The sequence below is a fragment of the Arthrobacter sp. AOP36-F1-5 genome (assembly GCF_058137995.1).
Window position 1 is genome coordinate 664,194 of record NZ_CM176892.1, and the last position, 24,993, is coordinate 689,186.

15 protein-coding genes, 1 tRNA gene and 2 rRNA genes are annotated in these 24,993 nt (G+C 65.8%); 12 read left to right on the plus strand and 6 right to left on the minus strand.

Translation table 11 applies throughout. The features are described from left to right. The first annotated feature begins 300 nt into the window (after positions 1–300). From AC3ZI9_RS03040 to AC3ZI9_RS03060, 5 genes are all read left to right on the plus strand, one after another. Positions 301–3,430 (plus strand): 23S ribosomal RNA (locus tag AC3ZI9_RS03040). A 295-nt stretch (positions 3,431–3,725) separates the two neighbouring features. Further along, positions 3,726–3,842 (plus strand): 5S ribosomal RNA (rrf, locus tag AC3ZI9_RS03045). 104 nt (positions 3,843–3,946) lie between these two features. Continuing rightward, entirely contained in the window at positions 3,947–4,471 is a 525-nt protein-coding gene (locus AC3ZI9_RS03050) for an SRPBCC family protein (protein WP_444555478.1), read from the plus strand. Then, positions 4,468–5,856 carry an FAD-binding oxidoreductase gene (locus tag AC3ZI9_RS03055; RefSeq protein WP_444555479.1) on the plus strand — a complete coding sequence of 463 codons (1,389 nt, stop codon included), beginning with the start codon at positions 4,468–4,470 and terminating at the stop codon, positions 5,854–5,856. Before AC3ZI9_RS03050 ends, AC3ZI9_RS03055 begins: the two co-directional genes overlap by 4 nt. Before the next feature lie 64 nt (positions 5,857–5,920). Continuing rightward, a tRNA-Pro gene (locus tag AC3ZI9_RS03060) sits at positions 5,921–5,997 on the plus strand. Positions 5,998–6,107: 110 nt separating this feature from the next. Here AC3ZI9_RS03060 and AC3ZI9_RS03065 read toward each other — a convergent pair. Next, the gene (locus tag AC3ZI9_RS03065; RefSeq protein ID WP_444555480.1) at positions 6,108–7,133 is read right to left on the minus strand and encodes a LacI family DNA-binding transcriptional regulator; all 1,026 of its coding nucleotides are present in this window, start codon (positions 7,131–7,133) and stop codon (positions 6,108–6,110) included. A 40-nt stretch (positions 7,134–7,173) separates the two neighbouring features. After that, positions 7,174–8,952, minus strand: a complete 1,779-nt coding sequence (locus AC3ZI9_RS03070) for a glycoside hydrolase family 13 protein (RefSeq protein WP_444555481.1) — start codon at positions 8,950–8,952, stop codon at positions 7,174–7,176. 169 nt (positions 8,953–9,121) lie between these two features. Between AC3ZI9_RS03070 and AC3ZI9_RS03075 the strand changes: the two genes are divergently transcribed. The 6 genes from AC3ZI9_RS03075 to AC3ZI9_RS03100 all read left to right on the plus strand — a co-directional run bounded on the left by AC3ZI9_RS03075 (position 9,122) and on the right by AC3ZI9_RS03100 (position 18,935). After that, complete coding sequence (locus tag AC3ZI9_RS03075) at positions 9,122–11,029, plus strand: glycoside hydrolase family 13 protein (protein WP_489923826.1); 1,908 nt, start codon at positions 9,122–9,124, stop codon at positions 11,027–11,029. Positions 11,030–11,266: 237 nt separating this feature from the next. Beyond that, positions 11,267–12,922 carry a xanthine dehydrogenase small subunit gene (locus AC3ZI9_RS03080; protein WP_444561846.1) on the plus strand — a complete coding sequence of 552 codons (1,656 nt, stop codon included), beginning with the start codon at positions 11,267–11,269 and terminating at the stop codon, positions 12,920–12,922. Further along, entirely contained in the window at positions 12,919–15,288 is a 2,370-nt protein-coding gene (gene xdhB, locus AC3ZI9_RS03085) for a xanthine dehydrogenase molybdopterin binding subunit (RefSeq protein ID WP_489923827.1), read from the plus strand. The genes AC3ZI9_RS03080 and xdhB overlap by 4 nt, the downstream gene beginning before the upstream one ends. 15 nt (positions 15,289–15,303) lie before the next feature. Continuing rightward, positions 15,304–16,107 carry a xanthine dehydrogenase accessory protein XdhC gene (gene xdhC, locus AC3ZI9_RS03090; protein WP_444561844.1) on the plus strand — a complete coding sequence of 268 codons (804 nt, stop codon included), beginning with the start codon at positions 15,304–15,306 and terminating at the stop codon, positions 16,105–16,107. Then, complete coding sequence (locus AC3ZI9_RS03095; protein ID WP_444566939.1) at positions 16,104–17,414, plus strand: guanine deaminase; 1,311 nt, start codon at positions 16,104–16,106, stop codon at positions 17,412–17,414. The genes xdhC and AC3ZI9_RS03095 overlap by 4 nt, the downstream gene beginning before the upstream one ends. Before the next feature lie 93 nt (positions 17,415–17,507). Next, on the plus strand, positions 17,508–18,935 hold the full coding sequence (locus tag AC3ZI9_RS03100) for an NCS2 family permease (protein WP_444555487.1): 1,428 nt from the start codon (positions 17,508–17,510) through the stop codon (positions 18,933–18,935). 36 nt (positions 18,936–18,971) lie between these two features. Here the strand turns inward: AC3ZI9_RS03100 and AC3ZI9_RS03105 are convergent, their stop codons facing one another. The 4 genes from AC3ZI9_RS03105 to AC3ZI9_RS03120 all read right to left on the minus strand — a co-directional run bounded on the left by AC3ZI9_RS03105 (position 18,972) and on the right by AC3ZI9_RS03120 (position 23,908). After that, positions 18,972–20,336 carry a DUF4032 domain-containing protein gene (locus tag AC3ZI9_RS03105; protein ID WP_444566938.1) on the minus strand — a complete coding sequence of 455 codons (1,365 nt, stop codon included), beginning with the start codon at positions 20,334–20,336 and terminating at the stop codon, positions 18,972–18,974. Positions 20,337–20,439: 103 nt separating this feature from the next. Then, positions 20,440–21,585 carry an ABC transporter ATP-binding protein gene (locus AC3ZI9_RS03110; protein WP_444555489.1) on the minus strand — a complete coding sequence of 382 codons (1,146 nt, stop codon included), beginning with the start codon at positions 21,583–21,585 and terminating at the stop codon, positions 20,440–20,442. Positions 21,586–21,647: 62 nt separating this feature from the next. Next, positions 21,648–22,421 carry a trehalose-phosphatase gene (otsB, locus tag AC3ZI9_RS03115; protein ID WP_444555490.1) on the minus strand — a complete coding sequence of 258 codons (774 nt, stop codon included), beginning with the start codon at positions 22,419–22,421 and terminating at the stop codon, positions 21,648–21,650. Positions 22,422–22,423: 2 nt separating this feature from the next. Further along, positions 22,424–23,908, minus strand: coding sequence for an alpha,alpha-trehalose-phosphate synthase (UDP-forming) (locus AC3ZI9_RS03120; RefSeq protein ID WP_444555501.1), 1,485 nt, complete (start codon positions 23,906–23,908; stop codon positions 22,424–22,426). A gap of 177 nt (positions 23,909–24,085) precedes the next feature. Here AC3ZI9_RS03120 and AC3ZI9_RS03125 point away from each other — a divergent pair, with 177 nt between their 5' ends. Continuing rightward, complete coding sequence (locus tag AC3ZI9_RS03125) at positions 24,086–24,955, plus strand: DsbA family protein (RefSeq protein WP_444566937.1); 870 nt, start codon at positions 24,086–24,088, stop codon at positions 24,953–24,955. Positions 24,956–24,993 lie beyond the last annotated feature (38 nt).

A 24,993-nucleotide genomic window follows, 5' to 3' on the forward strand; every position in this document is an offset into this window, starting at 1 on the left:
GGGGGTTGGTTCTGGTTTGTTTTGGCTCCCGCGCATGGCCTAGGCCGCGATGATCTTTTGGTGTCGTGGTGGTGGGTGTGACGGGGTTGTTGTTTGACAACTGCATAGTGGACGCGAGCATCTTGCAAGGACGATGGATGCCATGTGATTGCCTTTTGCCTTCGGGCCGGTGGTGGTTATGTGGTTTTTTTATCGTGTTTGCGAAAGCAATTTATTTGAGAACCCCCAGCAGGGCGCCTTTCGGGGTGTGGTTGTTGGTGGTTCTCTCGATCAAATGCTCTTGTGAATTGACCTTTTTGTGGTCAAGTTTCTAAGGGCGCATGGTGGATGCCTTGGCATCAGGAGCCGAAGAAGGACGTGGGAATCTGCGATAAGCCTGGAGGAGTCGATAACCGGACTTTGATTCCAGGATTTCCGAATGGGGAAACCCCGCACGGCGTCATGTCGTGTGACCCGTAGCTGAACACATAGGCTGCGTGGAGGGAACGCGGGGAAGTGAAACATCTCAGTACCCGCAGGAAGAGAAAACAATAGTGATTCCGTTAGTAGTGGCGAGCGAACGCGGATGGGGCTAAACCGTTCCATGTGTGATAGCCGGCGGGCGTTGCATGGGCGGGGTCGTGGGACCAGTCGTTCCAGTTCTGCCGGACTGGAGGAGTGAGGTGCGGGTGCATAGGCGAATCGGTTTGAAAGCCGGACCATAGAGGGTGTTAGTCCTGTAGCTGTAATGTTCTCCGCCGCTTTGTATTGGTATCCCAAGTAGCACGGGGCCCGAGAAATCCCGTGTGAATCTGCCAGGACCACCTGGTAAGCCTGAATACTTCCTGATGACCGATAGCGGACAAGTACCGTGAGGGAAAGGTGAAAAGTACCCCGGGAGGGGAGTGAAATAGTACCTGAAACCATGTGCCTACAATCCGTCGGAGCCACCTTGTTGTGGTGACGGCGTGCCTTTTGAAGAATGAGCCTGCGAGTTAGTGCCGTGTCGCGAGGTTAACCCGTGTGGGGAAGCCGTAGCGAAAGCGAGTCTGAACAGGGCGTTCAGTGGCGCGGTCTAGACCCGAAGCGAAGTGATCTACCCATGGCCAGGTTGAAGCGTGTGTAAGAGCGCGTGGAGGACCGAACCCACTTCAGTTGAAAATGGAGGGGATGAGCTGTGGGTAGGGGTGAAAGGCCAATCAAACTTCGTGATAGCTGGTTCTCCCCGAAATGCATTTAGGTGCAGCGTTGCGTGTTTCTTACCGGAGGTAGAGCGACTGGATGGCTAATGGGCCCTACAAGGTTACTGACGTCAGCCAAACTCCGAATGCCGGTAAGTGAGAGCGCAGCAGTGAGACTGTGGGGGATAAGCTTCATAGTCGAGAGGGAAACAGCCCAGAACGCCAACTAAGGCCCCTAAGCGTGTGCTAAGTGGAAAAGGATGTGGAGTTGCGAAGACAACCAGGAGGTTGGCTCAGAAGCAGCCATCCTTGAAAGAGTGCGTAATAGCTCACTGGTCAAGTGATTCCGCGCCGACAATGTAGCGGGGCTCAAGCACACCGCCGAAGTTGCGTCATCCAGGTATATAGGTAGGCCTTCGTGGTCCAGCCGCCTGGGTGGGTAGGGGAGCGTCGTGCCGGCAGTGAAGCCACGGTGTGAACCAGTGGTGGAGACGGCACGAGTGAGAATGCAGGCATGAGTAGCGAAAGACGGGTGAGAAACCCGTCCGCCGAATGATCAAGGGTTCCAGGGTCAAGCTAATCTGCCCTGGGTGAGTCGGGACCTAAGGCGAGGCCGACAGGCGTAGTCGATGGACAACGGGTTGATATTCCCGTACCGGTGAAGAACCGTCCCTACTGAACTGGCGATGCTAACCGCCTCGAGCACCCACCATCTTCCCTTCGGGGAAGGTACCGGGTGCAAGGCGCGGGACCCGAGCCAGGGAGGTCAACGTATTAACAGGTGTGACGCAGGAAGGTAGCCGGGCCAGGCAATGGAATCGTCCTGGTCCAAGGGTGTAGGCCGAATGGTAGGTAAATCCGCCGTTCATGATGGTTGAGACCCGATAGGCGCCCGCTTCGGCGGGTGATCCGGTGATCCTATGCTGCCAAGAAAAGCATCGACGTGAGGTTCAAGCCGCCCGTACCCCAAACCGACACAGGTGATCAGGTAGAGAATACTAAGGCGATCGAGAGAATCATGGTTAAGGAACTCGGCAAAATGCCCCCGTAACTTCGGGAGAAGGGGGGCCCCAACCTTGAACACCATTTGCTGGTGTGAGGGGATCGGGGCCGCAGAGACCAGGGGGAAGCGACTGTTTACTAAAAACACAGGTCCGTGCGAAGTCGCAAGACGATGTATACGGACTGACTCCTGCCCGGTGCTGGAAGGTTAAGAGGACCGGTTAGCCCTTCGGGGCGAAGCTGGGAATTTAAGCCCCAGTAAACGGCGGTGGTAACTATAACCATCCTAAGGTAGCGAAATTCCTTGTCGGGTAAGTTCCGACCTGCACGAATGGAGTAACGACTTCCCCGCTGTCTCAACCATGAACTCGGCGAAATTGCACTACGAGTAAAGATGCTCGTTACGCGCAGCAGGACGGAAAGACCCCGAGACCTTTACTATAGTTTGGTATTGGTGTTCGGTGCGGCTTGTGTAGGATAGGTGGGAGACGTTGAAGCGGGCACGCCAGTGTTCGTGGAGTCATCGTTGAAATACCACTCTGGCCGTACCGGATTCCTAACTTCGGCCCATGATCTGGGTCAGGGACAGTGCCTGATGGGTAGTTTAACTGGGGCGGTTGCCTCCTAAAGAGTAACGGAGGCGCCCAAAGGTTCCCTCAGCCTGGTTGGCAATCAGGTGACGAGTGTAAGTGCACAAGGGAGCTTGACTGTGAGAGTGACAGCTCGAGCAGGGACGAAAGTCGGGACTAGTGATCCGGCGGCACGTTGTGGAACGGCCGTCGCTCAACGGATAAAAGGTACCTCGGGGATAACAGGCTGATCTTGCCCAAGAGTCCATATCGACGGCATGGTTTGGCACCTCGATGTCGGCTCGTCGCATCCTGGGGCTGGAGTAGGTCCCAAGGGTTGGGCTGTTCGCCCATTAAAGCGGTACGCGAGCTGGGTTTAGAACGTCGTGAGACAGTTCGGTCCCTATCCGCTGCGCGCGCAGGAAATTTGAGAAGAGCTGTCCTTAGTACGAGAGGACCGGGACGGACGAACCTCTGGTGTGTCAGTTGTACTGCCAAGTGCACCGCTGATTAGCTACGTTCGGAAGGGATAACCGCTGAAAGCATCTAAGCGGGAAGCCCACTTCGAGATGAGATTTCCATACACCTTGAGTGTGAGAGGCCCCCAGCTAGACCACTGGGTTGATAGGCAGGACGTGGAAGCGGGGACTAAAGACCCGTGGAGCTGACCTGTACTAATAGGCCGATGACTTACACCACAATTCACCACACGGCTTTCGGGTTGTGTGGGCAAGATATGCTGCGTCCACTATGCGGTTGCCGGACAACAACTCCTGGTAGCCAACCAAACACCCGTCCCTTGGGTTCGATTCTCTGGGGGTGTGTGTTGATTCCCACTGTTCGTGGGGGTTGTTTTGGTTGGTTTCATGGGGTGGGTCTGTAATAGAATAGTTTGATCATGTTGCACCACTAGGGACCATTCGTGGTTCTGGTTTATGGCATGTGACTAGTTTTCCCCCCGACATTGTTGTGGTGTTGGTGTGGGTGGAAGAGTTACGGCGGTCATAGCGTGGGGGAAACGCCCGGTCCCATACCGAACCCGGAAGCTAAGACCCACTGCGCCGATGGTACTGCACTCGGGAGGGTGTGGGAGAGTAGGTCGCCGCCGGACAATATTTGCTGGTAGGGCCCTGGACTTAGTCCGGGGCCTTACTGCATTTAAGGACCGGATATCCCCGCGGCCCGCGGTCGGGACGCTGAAGGTAGTCTTGAGGCATGGATGGCATTTTCTCCCATGCGGAACCGACCCCCGACTCCGGTAGCGACGGCGATCGTCCCCGGCTGGAGCCGGTGGTGGCAGGCGTGACCGTGGCAATGGAATGTGAACAGGCCTACGAGGGGTTCGTCGATTACCTGCACCTGTGGTGGCCACTGGGCACCGTGGGGACCATGGGGCCGGGCTCCCACCTGGGCATCGAAGAAGGAATGCTCATCGAGGAATCCGAAGCAGGGGAGCGCCGGCAATGGGGCAGCGTGGTTCGATCCGAAGCGCCCCTGCGCAGCGGGGCCTCCGACCGCTCCCACGGGTGCCTGGAACTGGACTTCACCCTCGGCTTCGAACAGGAAGCCCCCACCCGGGTCGTCATCGACTTCGAGGAGACCGGCACCGGGGCCACCGATGTCACGGTCACCCATGCCGGATGGGCACCCGGCCCGGCCGGCGAAGGCCAACACGCGATGGCCGAGTCCTGGCCCGAGATCCTGGGCTACTACCAGCGCTTCATGGGCGGTGCCGCATGAGTGCCCCCACTCAGGATCTCGATGCCACGGTCGTGGCGGAGCGACTCACCAGCGCCCTGGGGCCCGAACAGGTCTGCGTGGAGGCCTCGGTCCTGGATCGCTACAGCCACGACTACGGCCATGTGGCCGATCCCCATGAACCGCTGGCGGTCGTCTTCGCCCGGGACACCCCGGACGTGCAGCAGGTCGTGTTGCTGGCCGGTGACCTGGGATTCTCGGTGATCGCCCGGGGCGCCGGCACCGGGGTCTCCGGCGGCGTCCACGCCACCCGCAACAGCGTGGTCCTGTCCCTGGAACGGATGGACGCCATCCTGGACATCCGCGCCGACGACGAAACGGCGCTCGTCCAACCAGGAGTCATCAATTCTGATCTGAACGACGCGGTGGCCGTCCACGGGCTGATGTATGCCCCGGACCCCGCCAGTCATAAGATCTCCACCATCGGCGGCAACATCGCGACCAACGCCGGAGGCCTGCGCTGTGCCAAATACGGGGTCACCCGTGATTCGGTGTTGGCACTGGACGTCGTCCTGGCCGACGGCCGGCTCATCCACGTGGGCCGCAACACCTTCAAGGGAGTGGCCGGCTATGACCTGACCAGCCTGTTCGTCGGGTCGGAAGGAACCCTGGGAATCGTGGTCGCCGCCACCGTCAGGCTGCGGTACCTCAGTGCCGACCAACGCTCCATGGTCGCTCTGTTCCCCGGGCTGGAAGGCGCCGCAGCAGGAGTCCTGGCCATCGGCAAGGCCCGGGTGCAACCGGCGATCACCGAAATGCTGGACGCCGGGACGATGAAGGTCCTGGACTCGATCCACGGGACCCGGCTGACCGAGCGCGGGGGAGCGATGCTCCTGATCCGTACCGACGGCTACGGGGCCAGGATCGAGGAAGAGGTGATCCGCGAGGTCTTGACCGGACTGGGGGCGGAGGTCAGTGCCGCCGATGACCCCAATGCCGCGGACCTCATCGAGATGCGCCGCAACAGCCGGGGTGACGAACAGGACGACGAATTCCGGGCCGGTGAGGACATCGCCGTACCGCGGTCCCAGCTGGTGGACTACATCCACACCCTCGAGGAGATCGCCGCACACCATCAGGTCTGGGTCAGGGTCGTCTGCCATGCCGGGGACGGGAACCTCCACCCCACGTTCTGGATCGACCCCGGTGAGGGCCGGGCCGGGATGGAACGCCTGGAGGCGGCATTGGACGAGTCCGTCCGTGCCGCGCTGGACGCAGGGGGGACGATCACCGGGGAGCATGGGGTCGGCCAATATAAGCGCCGTTGGCTGACCTGGGAACTTGAACCCGACGTCCTGGAACTGCAGCACCGGATTCGTGCCCTGCTGGACCCGCAGGGCATCCTGAACCCCGGGAAGGGAATCTGAAGCCCCGCTCCCGATTAGTGAATTCGCCTCCGAACCGGTAAACTTCTTGAGGTTGATGACCCCACGGGGTGTGGCGCAGCTTGGTAGCGCGCGTCGTTCGGGACGACGAGGTCGCAGGTTCAAATCCTGTCACCCCGACCATCTTCCGGAACAACGGACCACTGGTTCGAAGAAGCCGGAACAGGTTGTCAGCCACGAGGACGGGGCCGAGGAATCGGCCCCTTTTTCGTGTCCGCCCCGAGGCGTTCCCTTCAGCGCTGCGGCGGAACACCCGTGGAGGTCCGTGAGGTGAATTCCGTGGGATGGAAGCCCGCCGTCGGGTCGGGGCCCATGGCCGGATCCGCCCCGTCCAGAAGCGAGAGCAGCTTGCCCACGGCCGCGGCACCCTGCCCTCCGGGATCCTGGGCAATGGTCGTCAACCCGAGAAGCTCTCCGAGCTCGTGCCCGTCGATGCCGATCACCGAGACATCCTCAGGGACCCGCAGACCCAGGTCACGTGCCGCGAAGATCGCCCCGAAAGCCATCTCATCCGAGGCGCAGACGAAGCCGGTGGGACGTCGACGGGGATTGGCCAGCACGTTGCGGATCTTCTGATAGGCACCAGCGGTGGAGAAGTCGGCGGTGAGCAGCCAGTCCCGGCGTACCGGCAACCCGGCCTGGTTCATCGCCGACTCGAAGCCGTCCTCACGGGCCGACCCGAGCTTGAAATCCACCTCGAATTCCTCGGTGCCTCCCAGGAAGGACAGCTCCCGGTGCCCCAGTCCGATGAGGTGCTCCGTGGCCAGGGCTGCGATGTTGAAGTCATCGACCTGGATCGTGTCGATCCGGGGAATGTGGCCACCGATGGCCACGACGGGTTTGCCGACGGAGGCCAGCTGGTTGATCTCGTCGGGCTCCAGCTTGAGCGTGACCGTGATGACCCCGTCGAGACGTTTGCGCAGCAACAGCTCCGAGAACACCGAATCCCGGTGGCGTTGTTCGCCACCGGTGTTGTACAAGGTGAGGTCGTATCCGGCGTCGATGAGCGCACTGGTGGCCCCCTGGAGCACGGTGGAGAAGAACCAGCGGCCCACGGTGGGCATCACCAGGCCGATGTTCCGGCTGCGTCCCGAGGCCAGGGAGGAGGCGTTGTAGGACACCACGTAGCCCAGCGACTCAGCGGCAGCATGGACCCGTTCGCTAGCCGCGGCGGATACCTTCCCGTTGCCACTGAGGGCGCGCGAAACGGTGGCGACCGAGACCCCGGCCAGTGCGGCAACGTCCTTGATGCCCGTCATCTGCGTCCTTCCGTCCAGGGGCGTGGATCCGACCGGTTCCCTATGTTGTGCGCCGCAACCAGACCGCCGCATTCGCGGCCAGTTCCAGCACGCCGTCGACGTCGCCGGGAACCGGGCCGCTGGATAGCAGGACCTCCCCGGGAGGAAGGGCCACCGGGGCCTCGGTGGTGTTCAGGACGACGTCGATGCCGGAGTTCTCGAAGGCGAGCACCCCGTCGGCGTGGCAGGTATCGAGCCACTGCAGCCCACCCGCGCCGAGCTCCAGCCTACGGCGTGCCGCCAGGGCCCGCCGGTACATCGACAAGGTCGAGGAGGGGTCGCCGTCCTGGGCGGAACGCGCCAGCCGTTCCCACCCGGCCGGTTGGGGCAACCAGGCGGTTTCCGACGGGCCGAACCCCAGTGTCGGGCCCGCAGGGGTCCAGGGCAGGGGGACGCGGCAGCCATCGCGCCCGACCCGCTGGCCAGCGGTCCTGAAGAAGTTCGGGTCCTGACGGAACCGGTCCTCGAGGGTGGTGTGGTCGGGCAGGCCCAACTCCTCGCCCTGGTATAGGTAGGCCCCGCCGGGCAGGCCCAGCATGAACACGGTGGCCGCCCGGGCGCGGGCCAGGCCGAGCTCATGGTCCGGTTGCGGGTCCCGGGGGCCCACGCCATCCCCGGAGCGCGCGCCGGCGGGGACGCCGAAACGGGTGGGATGGCGACTGACGTCGTGGTTGGACAGGACCCAGGTACTGGGTGCCCCCACCGCATCGAAGGCCGCCAGTGACCGGTCCACCACGGCACGCAAGGCCGGGGCATCCCAGCCGGTATTGAGATACGGGAAATTGAAGGCCTGGTGCATCTCCTCCGGGCGGACCCAATCGGCGACCGCGTCCACCGGGTGGGCGTTGGCTTCGGCACACAGGATGCGTTCGCCGTCGTACTCGGCGAGGATGTCGCGCCACGTGCGATAGATTTCGTGCACCCCGGGCCGGCCGAACATGGGGGCCTCGGAGAAGGGGAAGCCCTCGCGCGGGGATCCGTTGGCGTTTCCACCCCAATCCGGCAGACCTGGTTCCTTGACCAGGGCGTGGGCAACGTCGACCCGGAAACCGGCGACCCCGCGATCGAGCCAGAAGCGCAGGATCCTCTCGAACTCGACGTGGACGGCCTCGGCATCCCAATTGAAATCGGGTTGTGAGGAGTCGAAGAGGTGCAGATACCACTGTCCCTCGGCGCCGTCGGGTTCGGTGATGCGGGTCCAGGCGGGCCCGCCGAAGTGTGACTGCCAGTTGTTCGGTGGTTCCTGTCCCGCTGCGCCCCGACCATCACGGAAGATGAACAGTTCGCGCTCCGTCGACCCCGGTCCGGCGGCCACGGCGGCGCGGAAGGCGGCGTGCTCCTCGGAGCAGTGGTTGGGGACCAGATCGACGATGACCCGCAGTCCCAGCTCGTCGGCCCGGGCGATGAGGGCGTCGAAATCCTCGAGGGTGCCGAAGAGCGGGTCGACATCCGTGTAGTCGGAGACGTCGTACCCGGCGTCGTGCTGCGGGGAGGGGTAGAAGGGGGAGAGCCAGATCGCGTCGACCCCCAGCCGGGCGATCTGGTGGAGCTCGGCGGTGATGCCGGCCAGGTTTCCGGTGCCCGAACCGTGCAGATCCCGGAAGGAGCGCGGATAGATCTGGTAGATCACCGAACTGCGCCACCAGGAGCGGTCCGTGGAGGGACTGTGGGCCAGGGGACCGCGGGCGAAGGCCCCGGGCGGAATCGTCGGGGGGACGTCGGGGCGGGGTGCGGCGGCCGGCAGATCCGACACCGCGCTCAAGGCAGGGGCTGGTCGCATGCGGTCCAGCCTAGCCGCGGTCGCCAGTCCGTGAAAACGCTTGCATTGAGTCCGTATGCGTCGGACGCAGGTGGTATTCCTGCCTGTGAGAGCGCTTACAATTATGGCGTGCATCACTATCGTGTTTGCCGAAATCCGAGGATGAGAGACTATCCAGCAGGAGGCATCAATGATTCAAGCGCCACACCACGACGGATCCGCACTCCATGTCGACCGTCAGGACCCCGTCCTGGGACAGGACGTTGCCGTCCGGCTGCGGGTTCCCTCGGACCAACCCACCCCCGGCGGGGTCTGGCTGCGCAGCGTGCGCGACGCGGAACCCCACTACGACCAGGCGACCCGGCTGGGTGAGGCCGACGGCTGGGTCTGGTGGCAGGCACTGCTGACCGTGGTCAACCCCGTACAGAACTACCGCTGGGTGATGCGCACCGGGACCGGGTCGCTCTGGGTCAACGCCCGCGGGACCTCGACCCGGGACACCCCCGATGTCCAGGACTTCAGGATCTGCGCCGGGGCCGCGATCCCCGAATGGATCCACCGCTCGGTGATGTACCAGGTCTTCCCCGACCGCTTCGCCCGCTCCGCCGCGGCCGACGACCGCGAACTACCCGAGTGGGCGGTGGCCGCCGAGTGGGACACCAGCGAGGTCATCGGGCGCGGCCCGGACACCCCTTACCAGTACTACGGCGGGGACCTGGACGGCATCGGCGAACATCTGGACCACCTCGAGCAGATCGGGGCGAGCGTGCTGTACCTGACCCCGATGTTCCCGGCCCGTTCCAACCACCGCTACGACGCCTCCGACTTCGCGGGGGTCGACCCGCTGCTGGGCGGCGACGAGGCACTCATCCGACTCGTCGAAGATGCGCACTCCCGCGGAATCCGTGTCGTGGGTGACCTGACGACCAACCACTCCGGGGACGCCCACGAATGGTTCCGTGCCGCCTACCGGAACCCGGCGGCCCCCGAATCCGATTTCTACTACTTCAGCCAGGAGAACACCGAGTATCTGGCCTGGCTCGGGGTGGACTCCCTGCCGAAGTTCAACTGGCGCTCGCAGGGGCTGCGTGACCGGTTCATCCTGGACGACGATTCGATGGTGGCCCGCTGGCTGCAGCCGCCGTTCGACATGGACGGCTGGAGGATCGACGTCGGGAACATGACCGGGCGGGCCGGCGCCGACGATTTCAACCACGAGATCGCCTCGATGATCCGCCGACGGATGCACCAGATCAACCCCGAGGCCCTGCTGGTGGCCGAATCCACCTCCGACGCGGCCCCCGATTTCCAGGGGGACACCTGGCAGGGGGCCATGACCTATACCAACTTCACCCGCCCGCTGTGGCAGTGGCTGGCCCGCCCGCGCACCTGGCAGGACGACGGTGCCGCGGTGGCACCACAGTCCAATGTGACCTCCCAGCCGTGGCCCGACTTCTACGGGTTGCCCCAACGGGGCCCCGACAGCACCGGCGCCGAGGAGTTCCTGGACACCCATCTGGACTTCGCCGCGGCCTTCCCCTGGCGGGTGCGCCTGGCGAACCTCAACGCGATCGACACCCACGACACCGCCCGGGCGGCCAGCGCCATCCTTCCAGGAGCGCAGCCATTGGCCGTGGCCCTGCAGTTCACCCTGCCGGGGGTGCCGATGGTCTTCATGGGGGACGAATTCGGGCTCGAGGGCTTCAACGGGGAGAAATCCCGCACCCCCATGCCCTGGGAGGATCCGAGCAGGATCCCGACCGATCTGCGCGGTCTCTACACCGCGCTGTCGACGTTGCGCCGGGAGCATCCGGCACTGACCTCCGGGGGGCTACGGTGGCTCCACGCCGACGGCGGGACGCTCGCCTTCATCCGCGAAGACCGCCACGAGGCGGTTCTGGTCGTGCTCTTCCGTGATGCCGCCGAAGGACTCCGGTTGGAAGGCCTCGGGGCGGTCGGGACGCCGGTGCCTGCCTGGAGCCACGGAAACGTCACCTGCGAGATCGAAGGGGACTCCGGCGTCGTCCTCGGTGGTCGGGCGCTCAGTGCGGCGGCCTTCACACTGGCAGGAACCACCGTTCCCACGGCATCGCGCTAACGACGGGGACGCGCGGCACCGGTGGTCGTGCAGGTGACGCAACATGACGGGGCGGGTCGGGGACACCACTTCCGGTTTGCCGATGAGGGATGTAAGCTGCATCACAATAGTCATCACCTGTTCGCATGGATAACCTGGTGTGGCTTTCCTGACCTCGTCGACCTCAACCATGCCAGCAGCAGTACCGATCCACGGATGATCGGCCCTCTGGCTGGATAGGTCGAAGGAGGGTCAATCATGACCGGAATTGCCGATCACACCGCCCACGACGCGTCCGCCACGACCGTGAGCGTCAACGACCGGGGGATGTCCGTCGCCGACGTCGCCCCGCATACGACCACGCTGCAGTGGCTGCGCGGCAGCGGAATCACCGGCCCGAAGGAGGGCTGCGCGGAGGGCGAATGCGGGGCCTGCGCCGTGATGGTATCCCGCCCCGACGGCGACGGTGGCACCCGCTGGACCTCGATCAACTCATGTCTGGTCCCCGCCGCCGCGCTGGCCGGTCAGGAGATCTATACCGCCGAGGGGCTGGCCTCCGCCGAGGCGCTGCACCCCGTGCAGCAGGAAATGGCCCAGCGGGGCGGTTCCCAGTGCGGCTACTGCACCCCCGGGTTCGTCTCCTCGATGGCCGCCGAGTACTACCGTGAAGACCGGACCGGTTGCGCCTGCGGCCCCGGTGGTTGCGGCTCGGCCCCCTCGACCTCGGAAATCGTCTCCACCGCCGAGCCCGTCCCCTCGGGCAACGAACTTCCCTGGCCGATGGTCGCCGACGACCAGGCCAGACCGCTGGAATCCTGGCTGCCCCCACGGACCTCGGCGCCCACGGAGACCAGGACCGAACCAGCCACCAGATACGAATCGACCCCCGGGCATGAATCGGAGATCGGGGCCAACGGATTCGACCTCCATGCCCTGTCGGGAAACCTGTGCCGCTGCACCGGCTACCGGCCCATCCGCGATGCGGCCTTCGCCCTCGGCGAGGTCGATCCCGATGATCCGATCGCCCGGCGGCGGAACCAACCGGCGCCGGCCAGCAGGCCACTGCGCCTCGACGGCGAGTCCGGCACCTTCGTGCGCCCGGCGGATCTCGCCGAAGCTCTGGAACTGCTCGGTTCGACCCGGGAAGCGGTCCTGCTGGCCGGCTCGACCGACTGGGGGGTCGAGCTGACCATCAAGCATCGCCGCGCCCCGCTGACCATCGCCATCGACCAGCTGCCCGAACTGCGGCGGTTCCGCCAGGACGGGGACCACCTGGAGATCGGGGCGGCGCTGACCTTGTCGGAAGTCGAGCGGCTCCTGGACGGATCGGTGCCCCTGCTCGCCGAACTCTTCCCCCTGTTCGCCTCCCGACTGATCCGCAATGCCGCGACGATCGGCGGGAACCTGGGCACCGGATCACCCATCGGCGATCTGGCCCCGGCACTGTTGGCCCTGGACGCCGATCTGGTGCTCAGCTCCCCGCGAGGAGACCGGACGGTGGCCTTGGCCGAATACTTCACCGGGTACCGGCAAAGCGTGCGTGAGGCCGATGAACTCATCCGTGCGGTGCGCATCCCGACACCCATGGCGCCGGTGGCCAGGTTCTACAAGGTCGCCAAACGCAGATTCGACGACATCTCCTCGGTGGCGGTGGCCATCGCCGCGACCGTCACCGACGGGAGCATCGAGCACATCCGCATCGGCGTCGGGGGAGCCGCGGCCACGCCGCTGCGCGCCCGGGACACCGAAGCCGCGCTGCTCGGCCAGCCATGGACGGCCCGGACGTTCGAGGCCGCCGCGGAGGTCATGGAGGCCGAAGGGACACCGATGTCCGACCACCGGGCCAGCGCCGCCTACCGCAGTGCCACGCTCGCCCAATCCATACGCCGCTTCCACGAGGAGGTCGGATCATGAAACCGTTCTCGTCCCGTCCCCTGGCCGACATCCCCCGGGACAGTGCTGCCGGGGTCGTCATGCCACATGAGGCGGCGTGGGACCACGTCACCGGTCACGCGCTGTACACCGACGACCTGCCGCACCGTTCCGCCAACGTCCTGCATGCCTGGCCGTTGCAGGTGTTCTGCGCCCACGCCCGCATCGATTCCCTGGACACGTCCACGGCCCGGACCATGCCGGGGGTGGCCCGGGTGCTCACCGCGGAAGACGTCCCCGGTCTCAACGACTACGGCGACATCGGCGACGAGACCCTCTTCCCCGCGGAAGTGCAGTTCCACGGCCAACCCGTGGCCTGGGTCCTCGCCGAGACCCTCGAACAGGCCCGGCTGGCCAGCGAGGCCATCGAGATCACCCAGACCGAGCTGCCCTCCATCATCACCACCCAGGAGGCCATCGCCGCCGGGGCGTTCCAGGGACCGACGGGGACCCTGCACCGTGGCGACGCGGATGAGGCCCTGGCGACGGCCCCGCACCGTCTCAGCGGGGGGATCGACATCCAGGGCCAGGAACACTTCTACCTGGAGACCCAAGCCTCTTTTGCCACCATCGACGAGGGGGGACAGGTCTTCATCCAGTCCTCGACCCAGGCCCCGAGCCACACCCAGGAGGTCGTCGCCCGGGTGTTGGGGATCTCCTCGAGCCAGGTGACCGTGCAGTGCCTGCGCATGGGGGGAGGTTTCGGCGGGAAGGAAACGAACGCCAACGCGTTCGCCTCCGTCGCCGCCCTGGGGGCCGTGCTCACCGGCCGGCCCGTGAGCCTGCGGTTGAACCGCACCCAGGATCTGACCATGACCGGCAAACGAGGCGGATTCCACGCCACCTGGGAGGCCGGGCTGGACGACGAGGGTCACATCCTGGCCTATAAGGCGGTGCTGACCGCCGATGGGGGGTTCAGCGTCGACCTCTCGCCCGCGGTGGTCAGCCGGGCGTTGTGCCACGTGGACAACGCCTACTACCTTCCCAACGTCCACGTCGTCGGCCGGATCGCCCGGACGAACAAGACCTCCCATACGGCCTTCCGTGGATTCGGTGCCCCGGCAGGGATGATCGTGACCGAGGACCTGCTGGGTCAGGCGGCCACGAAACTGGGCATCGACGAAGAGGAGATCCGCCGCCGGAACTTCTACGCCCCGGGCCAGAGGACCCCCTATGGGCAGGAGGTCAGCCAGGCCGCGCGCATGGGAGACATCTGGGACAAGCTCCTACAGAGCAGCGATTACCACGCCCGACTGCGCGACGTCGCCGATTTCAACGCCCGGAACCAGCACGTCAAACGGGGCCTGGCCATCACCCCGGTGAAGTTCGGTGTCTCGTTCAACAAGCCGGTCCTGAACCAGGCCGGGGCCCTCGTGCTGATCTATCGGGACGGATCGGTGCTGATCAACCACGGGGGGACGGAGATGGGCCAGGGGCTGCACACCAAGATGCTGCACGTCGCCGCGACCGCGTTGGGCCTGCCGTTGCGCCGGGTGCGACTGGCCCCGACCCGGACCGATAAGGTGCCCAACAGCTCGGCCACCTCCGCCTCGACGGGCTCCGACCTCAACGGCGGGGCAGTGAAGAACGCCTGCGAACTCATCCTGGACCGGCTGGCCCCGGTGGCCGCCGGCATGCTGGGCGTGAACTCCAACGATGTGCGCATCAGCGGCGAAGTCGTCAGTGGTCTGGGGACGAAGAACACCGTGGACTGGGCCGAGCTCGTCGAGACGGCCTACCAGCAACGCGTCTCCCTTTCGGCGACCGGCTACTTCCGTACCGAGGGCCTCTACTTCGATCCGAGCACCTACCAGGGCAATGCGTTCAAGTACTACTCCCGCGGTGCCGCTGTGGCCGAGGTCGAGGTCGACGGGTACACCGGGGCGTATACGACCCGGCAGGTGGATCTGCTGCACGACGTCGGTAGTTCGCTGTCGCCGCTGATCGACCTCGGGCAGATCGAGGGGGCCTTCGTCCAGGGTGCAGGATGGCTCACCCAGGAGGACCTGCGCTGGGATACCAGCGAGGGCCCGCACCGCGGCAAACTGCTGACCCAGGCGGCGAGCACCTATAAGCTGCCTTCCTTCTCGGAACTGCCGCAGGTGTTCAACGTCGATCTGTATGTCCACCCCACCGACGATGGCAGCGTCTACGGGTCCAAGGCGGTGGGGGAGCCGCCGCTCATGCTCTCGATCGCGGTGCGGGAGGCCTTGCGGGCCGCCGCCGCGGCCTTCGGCGAGCCGGGACAGCAGGTCGAACTGCCGTCCCCGGCCACCCCCGAAGCCGTGTACTGGGCGTTGGACCAGGTCCGTCGGAGGACCCCCTCCCCGGCCCTGCCGGCCGAATGACGGGGGTGGAACAGCATGGATTGGATCACCGGGCTCAGCCGTGCCCGCGCCACCGGGACCGCCGGGATACTCGCGACGATCATCGAGGTGCGCGGACACTCGCCCCGCGAGGTCGGCGCGAAGATGTTCATCGCCGCGGGCACCACCTCGGGCAGCGTCGGCGGGGGCAACATGGAAGCAACCGTCACCGAACAGGCCCGCACGATGCTGCGTCAGGGGGCCGAGGAGGTGGCCGAAACCGAATTCGGCCTCAATGAGCACGCGCAGGTCGCCTACGGCACCCAATGCTGTGGCGGCACCGTCCGGGTGCTCATGGAGCCGATCGGCCGCCGCCCCACGGTGGCGGTCTTCGGGGCCGGACACGTCGGCAAGGAACTGGCCCGGATCCTCAGCAGGACCGAGCTGACCCTCCACCTGGCCGATACCAGGCGGGGAATGGTCGACGAGACCCTGACCGCCACGTTGAGCGAGGGCCCGGCCACCGTGCACCTGCACACCCTGCCGGCCCCCGAGACCCTGATCGCCGAACTCCCTGATGACGCCCATGTCCTGATCCTCACCCATGACCACGCCGAAGACCTGATCCTCTGCGACGCCGCCCTGCGGCGCGGGAGTCTCGGGAGCATCGGAGTGATCGGCTCCTCGGCGAAATGGTCCCGGTTCCGCAAGAAACTTGCTGCCGAAGGCCATGCCGACGCAGCCATCGAACGTATCCAATGCCCGATCGGGGTTCCCGATCTCACCGGGAAACACCCCGCCGTCATCGCCATCAGCGTCGCCGCCGACCTCATGCGCGTCTTCCAGAAAGCCACCCCATGATCCACGACGACCTTGCTCCCACGACGATCTTCCACGGCCGCATCCTGGACACCCCCCGGGACCCCTTCGAGGGCGGCGGGTTGCGCGCCGAGGACTGTGCGCTCGCCGTCACCGAAGGTGTCATCACCTTCCGCGGCTCCCTCGCCGAGGCCCAACGACTCCATCCGTCCGCGACACTCACCGGCATCGAGGGGTTGTTGCTCCCCGGGCTGGTCGATACCCATGTGCACTACCCGCAGTTGCGGATCATCGGTGGACTGGGGATGCCGCTGCTGGAATGGCTCGAGCACTGCGCCCTGCCCGAGGAGGCCCGCATGGCCGACCCGGCCCATGCCCGGGCGGTCGCCGACGAGTTCGTGAACGGACTGATCAGTGCCGGAACCACCACCGCCCTGGCCTTCGGGGCCCACTACGTCCCGGCCACCGACGCCCTGTTCCGGGCCGCGCACCACAGCGGACTACGGATGACCGCGGGACTGGTGGTGGCGGACCAGGAGCTGCGCGAGGACCTCCACACCACCCCGGAACGGGCGGCCGCCGACGCGGCGGGGTTGATCGACAGCTGGCACGGGAAGGGGAAGCTGCGATACGCCGTGACCCCGCGGTTCGCGCTCTCGGCGAGCCCCGACCTGCTCGACTCCTGCCGGGAGACCCTCGAGGGCGCCCCCGACCTGTTCTTCACTTCCCACGTCAACGAGAACCAGGCGGAGATGGCGGCGGTGGCCGCATTGTTCCCGACCGCCTCGAGCTACAGCGACGTCTACGATCGGCACGGCTTGCTCGGGCCCCGCAGCCTATTGGCCCACAACGTCCACCCCACCGATGCCGAACTGGCCCTGCTGGGCGAGACCGGGACCGCGGTAGCCCACTGTCCGTCGTCGAACTCCTCCCTCGGCAGCGGCCTGTTTCCGTTGCGCAGACACCTCGAAGCCGGGGTGCGGGTCTCGCTGGGCTCCGATGTCGGGGCCGGCACCGGATTCAACCAGTTCAAGGAAGGCCTACAGGCCTACTTCCACCAGCAGTTGCAACCGAACGGCCTCGCGTTGGGGCCGGCTCATCTGCTCCATCTGGCCACCGTGTCCGGGGCCCGCGCCCTGGGCCATGACGACGTCGGCCATCTCAGCGTCGGCGCCGTCTTCGACGCGATCGAGGTCAACCCGCCATCCGGGACCCCCCTCGAAGCCATCCTGCGGAACGCCGTCAGCGCCGATCGCGCCCTTGCCGCAGTCTTCGCCAACGGGACCAGCGCGGATATCGACCGCGTCTGGATGGGGGGTGTGGCGACCCGTACCCGTACGCCAGAGTAATCCTCGGGATCCCCACGGATCAGGCGGGCCATCGTCCACTGCGGACCCGATGCGCCACGTCATGGTGGTTCCACCACAGTTCAAAGGAGAACAATGAGTACCAACACCCCGAAACGGGAAAGTGTTCCACCGGAAAAAACCTCCGCCGCGCACCGGAGCGCGATCGACAGATACTTCAAGGTCAGCGAACACGGGTCGACCTACGGCATAGAGTTTCGCGCCGGCATCACGACGTTCCTGGCGATGAGCTATGTCATCTTCGTGAACCCGAGCATCCTCAACGATGCCATGGCCGGGCAGATGCCCGATGTGGGGAACCTGTTCACCCAACTGGTGATGGTCACCTGCATGGCGGCGATCCTCGGTTCGCTGTACATGGGTCTGATCGCCCGCTACCCCTTCGCCCAGGCACCCGGCATGGGGCTGAACGCCTACTTCTCCTACACGGTGGTCCTGGGGCTGGGATACCGCTGGGAGACGGCGCTCGGTGCCGTGTTCATCTCGGGGGTGCTGTTCATCATCCTGAGCATCTTCGGGGTCCGGCAAGCGATTGCCCGGGCCCTGTCGATCAGCATGAAGTACGCGATCACCGCAGGAATCGGTGCCTTCCTGGCCTTCCTGGGCATGAAGAACATGGGATTCGTCGTCAGTGACGACGCGACATTGGTCAGCATCGGCGACGTCACCAAACCACATGTGTGGTTGGGGCTGCTCGGGCTGCTGATCATCGCCGTGCTCATGAAACTGCGGGTCAAGGCGGCGATCCTGGTAGGGATCATCGCCACGACCCTCATCGCCGTCGTCAGCCGGCTGCCGGTCTACCCGGGCGCCGAGGAGGGCACGTTCGCGGCCTTCGGCGGCTTCGGGGGTTCTCCGGTCCAGATGCCCATCTGGCCCAGTGACCTCGCCTTCCACCTGGACATCGGCGGGGCGCTGGGAGCCGGACTGCTGTCGGTGGTGTTCACGTTCTTCTTCGTCGATTTCTTCGACGCCACCGGAACCCTCACCGGGCTGAGCCAGCGGGCCGGCATGATCGGCAAGGACGGCGAGATGCCGCGGGCGAAGACCCTGTTCTCGATGGACGGACTCGCTGCGCTCAGCGGTGCCGCCCTGGGCACCTCGACCACGACCGCCTACGTCGAATCGGCGGCAGGGGTCGAGGAAGGGGGCCGCACGGGGTTGACCGCGGTCACCGTCGCCGGCTTCTTCGGCCTGGCGATGTTCTTCTCCCCGGTCATCGCCGCCGTGCCGACCTCGGCCACGGCCCCGGCACTCATCCTCGTCGGGGCGTTGATGATGGAAGGGGCGCGACATATCGAATGGGACGACATCTCCGAATCCCTGCCGGCGTTCCTGACGATCATCGTCATGCCGCTGACCTTTTCGATCGCCGAGGGCGTCGCCGTCGGCCTGGTCTCCTACGCACTCATCAAGGTGTGCTCCGGGCGGATCAAGGAAGCCCACTGGATCCTCTACCTCATCGCGGCACTGCTGATCGTGAGGTGGATCTGGCTGGGCTGACCGCGTGGATCGGGGCCGTCGACCCAGCCCGGGGTGCTAGTCCCCGTCCTCGGGCTGGTCGACTGCGTCCAACACCCCCGACGGGGGATTGAGCATGATCGCCGCCTCGTCCCGACGGTGGCGCAGGATCGTTTCGATATAGGACTCGATGGTCTCGGACATCGGGACGTTGCTGCCGCGTTGTTCGGAGATGAACCAGCGGTGCTCCAGGACCTCATGGACCAGTTGGGCCGGTTCGAGCTTGCCGTGGAGTTCACGCGGGATCGCCTGGGTGATGGGATCGAAGACCTCGTGCACCCACTGGGCCGCGTTGAGTTCCTCGTCCATCTCCGGATGCTTGCGGGCACGGAAGGCGTCGATGTCGTTGAGCAGCCGCCGGGCCTGGAACTCCTGGACGTCCAGACCGGTCAGGCGCAGCAGCCGGCGCTGGTGGTGCCCGGCGTCGACGACCTTGGGCTGGATCTGCAGTTGGGTGCCGTCGGCGGTGGTCCGCAAGGCGATTTCGTCGACGTCGAAGCCCAGGTCGTTGAGCCGGCGGATCCGCTCGTCGACCCGCCACCGTTCGGCCAGATCGACGTGGTCGCGCCGGGTGAGCTCCTGCCACAGCCGGTGGTAGCTGTCCATGATCTGCTCGCTGGTGGCCAGCGGGTCCACCGAGTCCTCGATCAACGAGGCCTCCATCAGGTCCATCAGCTCACCGGCGATGTTCACCCGGGCGATCTCCAGATCGTATTCCCGTTGGCCGTCGGAGAGCGAGGGGTACAGTTCCCCGGTCTCGGCGTCCACGAGGTAGGCGGCGAAGGATTCGGCGTCCCGGCGGAACAGGGTGTTCGAGAGGGAGACATCGCCCCAGTAGAAGCCGGCCAGATGCAGCCGGACCAGCAGCAGGGCCTGGGCGTCGATGAGCCGGTGCAACGTCTCGCGTCGGAGCCGCTGGGAGAACAGGGCGCGATACGGCAGCGAATACTTCAGGTGCCGGGTCACCAGGACCGGGTCCAGTTCCTCCCCGTTCTCGTCGGCACGGCCGCTGATGACGGCCACCGGCTCCACGCAGGGAACCCCCAACCGGTTGAGCTTGCGCAGCATGTGGTACTCATGCCGGGCGATATGCTCCCCGGTCTCCTTGACCGCGATGACGGTTTCACGGAGCAGGGCGAAGCGGACGACGTGGCGGGAAATGCCGCGCGGCAGCGCCGCGAGGTTCCTGGCCGGCCAGTCCTCCAACGGAATATGCCACGGCAGGTCCAGCAGCGCCGAATCCATGGTGGCCGAGGTGATGTTCAACGAACCACCCAGCGAGGTGCGCGGGGTCTCGTCGCTGATCGCGGTTTCACGGGGGAGCTTGCCGTGCTGGCTGTAGTCGGTCGGTTCGTTGTGCCAGCTGGCGTAATGGCGGGTCATCGCATCCTCGGTTCTGCGCCGGGCCCCACGGGCCAGGCGGGTGGAACGACGCCGGCCCCGCCTTCGCGGTGAAGGCGGGGCCGCCGTCGGCTACCGGTGGTGGTTACTCGGAATCGACGAGGTTCTCCACGTCGGCCAGCGAGGCCTGCGGGGCGTTGGCCGCCTCGGGATCACCCAGGCGCTGCCCGGTCTTGGTGTCGAACATGTGGATGTGCTCGGCCTTCGGGCGGACCATCACGGTCGAGCCCTTCAGCGGGGGCCTGCGCCCGTCCACGCGGATGACCATCGGGTACTCGCGGCCATCCAGGGTGGCGTGGCCGTAGACGTAGGCGTCGGCGCCGAGTTCCTCGACCACGTCGACCTCGACGTCCAGGCCTTCACCGGCCCCGACGATCTCCAGGTCTTCGGGGCGGACGCCGGAGGTGATCGTCTGGCCGTTGGCCTCAGCCAGGACGGCCGGGTCCACCGGGTAGGTGTAGTTGCCGAATTCGATGCCACCGGAAACGGCGGGCAGCTCCAGCAGGTTCATGGCGGGGGAGCCGATGAAGCCGGCAACGAAGACGTTGGCCGGACGGTCGTAGAGGTTGCGAGGGGTGTCCACCTGCTGCAGGATCCCGGCGTTGAGGACCGCGACGCGGTCGCCCATCGTCATGGCCTCGACCTGGTCGTGGGTGACGTACACGGTGGTGACGCCCAGCCGACGGGTTAGCGAGGCGATCTGCGTGCGCGTCTGCACACGCAGCTTCGCATCGAGGTTCGACAACGGCTCATCCATGAGGAAGACCTGTGGGGAACGCACGATCGCACGGCCCATGGCCACACGCTGGCGCTGGCCACCGGAGAGGGCCTTGGGCTTGCGGTCCAGGTAGTCCTCGAGGTCCAGCAGCTTGGCGGCCTCCCGGACGCGCTCGGCGCGTTCGGCCTTGTCGATGCCGGCGATCTTCAGCGCGAAGCCCATGTTCTCGGCGACCGACATATGGGGGTAGAGCGCGTAGTTCTGGAAGACCATGGCGATGTCACGGTCCTTCGGCGGGACATCGGTGACATCGCGGTCGCCGATGAGGATCCGTCCCGAGTTGACGTCCTCCAGCCCGGCGAGCATGCGCAGCGATGTTGATTTGCCGCAACCGGAAGGTCCGACGAAAACGAGGAATTCCCCGTCGGCGACATCGAGACTGAGCTGGTCGACTGCGGGCTTCGAAGTGCCCGGGTAGAGCCTGGTTGCCTGGTCAAAAGTGACAGTGGCCATGATTGATCTATCCCCTCACGGGCAGGTACGTGCCCGACGGTCCGTTGTGAATGGTGTCACAATCATTGCACACCGAGGACCGATTGCAGAAGTGCCGGGACGTCACCAATTCCGTCGACCCGGAACGGGGCCCGGGTCTTCCCCGGACCAACCTTCACCCCGACGTCGCCCGGACGCAGCACGGCGAAGGCGTCCTCGTCGGTCACGTCGTCGCCGACGAACAGGACGGCGTCGGCGTCGACGACCTCGCGCAGCCAGTCCAGGCCCGCGCCCTTATCCGCCCGGATGACTGAGGCCTCCAGGACGTTCTTGCCATCGGAGAGGGCCAGGCCGGTCAAGGACTCCAACCGGCTGCGTGCCTCGCGCAGGGCCGAGGCCCCCACCGCGGCCTCCGCCTGCCTGACATGGAGGACGACGCCGGCCGGCTTGTGTTCCAGCGTGGTCCCGGGATGCCGGGCGCTGACCTCATCCAGCACCGAGGCCGCGGTGGCCAGCAGGGCCTTCTGGTCCCGGCCCAGGTCCAGGCCGCCGGCATCGGCGGCCAGTTCGGGGGGCGCCCACCGCTGGCCGCCGTGGCTTCCCACCAGCAGGACGTGGGGTTCCGGCCGGGCCACGGTGCGCAGGCTCTCCAGATCCCTGCCGGAGATCAGCGCGGTGACCGTGTTGTCCAGCTCGCCCAAACCGGCAAAGGCCTCAGCGGCGGCCGGCAGGGCCCGGGCGTCCTCGGGCCGGTCCACGAACGGGGCCATGGTGCCGTCGAAGTCCATGGCCACCAGCAGCAGCCTGACATCGCGCAGGCGCTCCAGGGCGTGACGAAGGTCGGCATCCAGGGCCATGCTCAGTCCTCCTCGGTCCGCGCCAACGAGGCCAGGAAGTCGCGCGACCAGCGGGCGACGTCGTTGGTGCTGACCTGGCGGCGCATGATGCGCATCCGTCGGGCGGCTTCCTGCTCGGGCATGCGGATGGCGTCCATGATGGACTCCTTCATCCCGTCGATGTCGTGCGGGTTCACCAGCACGGCGTGGCGCAGCTGGTCGGCGGCGCCGGCGAATTCGCTGAGCACCAGGGCCCCGCGGTTATCGGCATGGGCCGCCACATATTCCTTGGCGACCAGGTTCATGCCATCGCGCAGGGCGGTGACGAGCATGACGTCGGCGGCCAGGTAGAGGGCCACCATCTCCTCGACCGGGTAGCTGTGGTGCAGGTAGCGCACCGCGGTGTGGCTCATGGTGTCGTATTCGCCGTTGATCCGTCCGACGCTGCCCTCCACGTCCTCGCGCAGGGTGATGTAGTGGTCGACGTGTTCGCGGCTGGGGCTGGCGACCTGGACCAGCGTGGCCTGGCCCACGGTCAGTTCCTGGTCGGCGAGCAGTTCCCCGAAGGCCTTGATGCGGTGGCGGATGCCCTTGGTGTAGTCCAGCCGGTCGACGCCCAGCAGGATCACATCGGGATCGCCCAGATCGGCGCGGATCTCGCGGGAGCGGGCCAGCACCGCCGGGTCCTCGGCCAGGGTGGCGATCAACGCCGAATCGATGGAGATCGGGTGGGCTTCGGCCCGGGCCACCCGGCGCGGGGTGCCGTCCTCGTCCTGGACGTGCACGCGTTGGGATTTGACCGTGAACCCGAGGTAGCGCTTCACGCAGCGCAGGAAGTTGCTGGCATCGGACTGGCGTTGGAAACCGATCAGATCGGCGCCGAGGATCCCCTCCAGGACGCGGTGGCGCCAGGGCAGCTGCGCGAAGATCTCCATCGGAGGGAACGGGATGTGGTTGAAGAAACCGATCTTCAGATCCGGGCGCATGGCCCGCAGCAGGCGGGGGACGAGTTGGAGCTGGTAGTCCTGCACCCACACGGTGGCGCCCTTGGAAGCGGCCGCTGCTGCCGATTCGGCAAAACGCACGTTGATCTCGCGGTAACGGTCCCACCAGGTGCGGTGGAACTCCGGGGGCATGATCACATCGTGGTAGAGCGGCCACAGGGTGGAGTTGGAGAACCCCTCGTAATACAGCTCCACATCCTCTTGGCTCAACGGCACCGGAACCAGATGCATGCCGTCTTCCTTGAACTCCTCGAGCTCCTCGTCGGTGGCACCGTGCCATCCGACCCAGGCACCCTCGGCCGAGGCCATGACCGGGGCCAACGCGGTGACCAGGCCACCGGGGGAGCGGCGCCACTGTGAGACGCCCTCGGCGGTGACGACCCGATCCACGGGCAGACGGTTGGCCACGACCACGAAATCAAATTCGCCGGTGACTGCCTTCTTCTCGGCGGTGACCGGAGCGCGGCGTTCGCGTGACGCCGTCGTGCTCCGGTAATCCTGCATGCTGCTCACTGTATTGGGCACGGCTTGCCTCCTTGGGGTGCGTGGACGTACCTCTTCTGCCCCGAGCTTATGCGCCCGGGGCGGGCCCTGCACTCCCTTCACGGCGGGCACACAGGAACGGTGCCCTAAACTAAGTGGGGTTTCCCGTCCGATCCAGCAGAGTAGGAATGTACTTTCATGGCATCAAACACCCCGAGGCCGCCGAAGGCCGAGAGGAACGCCACCGCCCGTGAGCAGGCTCGACAGCTCCACGCACGGCAACAGACGGCAGAGAAACGCAACTCCCTGTTCCTGAAGCTCGGTGTCCTGGTGGCGATCATCGCGATCATCGCCGTCGTCGTGACGCTCGTGATGCAGAACAACAAGACGAGCATCCCCGATGCCGGACAGGCCCCGGCCCACGGCAACCAGTACGGCGGATACACGCTCACCTCGGACGGCCTGACCGAGACCCCGACCATGTCGGTCGACAAGGATGCGGTACCCGATGCCGGGAGCATCGACGGCAAGAGCGTCCCCGGCGGGGTGACCGAAGGCAAGAAGGGCGACCCCGTCCAGGTCGTCATCTACGCGGACATGAGCTGCCCGGTCTGCAAGGACTTCGAGAGCCAATACGGTGCCGATCTGGAGAAGCTGGCCGACGACGGCGACATCACCCTCGAATACCGGATCGCCACGTTCCTGGACCGCATGTCCTCCACGAACTACTCCTCGCGGGCCGCCAACGCGGTGGCTTGTGTTGCCGATGCCAAGCCCGAGGCGTTCAGCGACTACCTGACCGCGCTGTTCGAACAGCAGCCGGAGGAAGGCGGCTCCGGCCTGCCCAACGCGAAGCTGGCCAAGATCGCCGAACAATCCGGGGCGGGGGACATCTCCTCCTGCGCCGACGGCACCGAATTCCGGCCCTGGGCGGAATACGTCAACGCCGGGTTCCAGAAGTACGAAGTCGGCGGAACCCCGGCCGCCTACATCAACGGCCACGAATGGAAGATCGGCGAGGAGGACTTCAAGGAGGTCCTCGACCAGGCAGTGGCGGATAACAAGTAGCCCCGGCCGCTATCGCCGTCCGGGCGGCTCCTGCTGCG

Excerpts from the sequence above, each read along its gene's own strand:
- AC3ZI9_RS03050 (WP_444555478.1), top strand. The coding sequence starts at position 3,947 with ATGGATGGCATTTTCTCCCATGCGGAACCGACCCCCGACTCCGGTAGC.
- AC3ZI9_RS03055 (WP_444555479.1), top strand. The coding sequence starts at position 4,468 with ATGAGTGCCCCCACTCAGGATCTCGATGCCACGGTCGTGGCGGAGCGA.
- AC3ZI9_RS03065 (WP_444555480.1), bottom strand. The coding sequence starts at position 7,133 with ATGACGGGCATCAAGGACGTTGCCGCACTGGCCGGGGTCTCGGTCGCC.
- AC3ZI9_RS03070 (WP_444555481.1), bottom strand. The coding sequence starts at position 8,952 with ATGCGACCAGCCCCTGCCTTGAGCGCGGTGTCGGATCTGCCGGCCGCC.
- AC3ZI9_RS03075 (WP_489923826.1), top strand. The coding sequence starts at position 9,122 with ATGATTCAAGCGCCACACCACGACGGATCCGCACTCCATGTCGACCGT.
- AC3ZI9_RS03080 (WP_444561846.1), top strand. The coding sequence starts at position 11,267 with ATGACCGGAATTGCCGATCACACCGCCCACGACGCGTCCGCCACGACC.
- xdhB (WP_489923827.1), top strand. The coding sequence starts at position 12,919 with ATGAAACCGTTCTCGTCCCGTCCCCTGGCCGACATCCCCCGGGACAGT.
- xdhC (WP_444561844.1), top strand. The coding sequence starts at position 15,304 with ATGGATTGGATCACCGGGCTCAGCCGTGCCCGCGCCACCGGGACCGCC.
- AC3ZI9_RS03095 (WP_444566939.1), top strand. The coding sequence starts at position 16,104 with ATGATCCACGACGACCTTGCTCCCACGACGATCTTCCACGGCCGCATC.
- AC3ZI9_RS03100 (WP_444555487.1), top strand. The coding sequence starts at position 17,508 with ATGAGTACCAACACCCCGAAACGGGAAAGTGTTCCACCGGAAAAAACC.
- AC3ZI9_RS03105 (WP_444566938.1), bottom strand. The coding sequence starts at position 20,336 with ATGACCCGCCATTACGCCAGCTGGCACAACGAACCGACCGACTACAGC.
- AC3ZI9_RS03110 (WP_444555489.1), bottom strand. The coding sequence starts at position 21,585 with ATGGCCACTGTCACTTTTGACCAGGCAACCAGGCTCTACCCGGGCACT.
- otsB (WP_444555490.1), bottom strand. The coding sequence starts at position 22,421 with ATGGCCCTGGATGCCGACCTTCGTCACGCCCTGGAGCGCCTGCGCGAT.
- AC3ZI9_RS03120 (WP_444555501.1), bottom strand. The coding sequence starts at position 23,908 with ATGCAGGATTACCGGAGCACGACGGCGTCACGCGAACGCCGCGCTCCG.
- AC3ZI9_RS03125 (WP_444566937.1), top strand. The coding sequence starts at position 24,086 with ATGGCATCAAACACCCCGAGGCCGCCGAAGGCCGAGAGGAACGCCACC.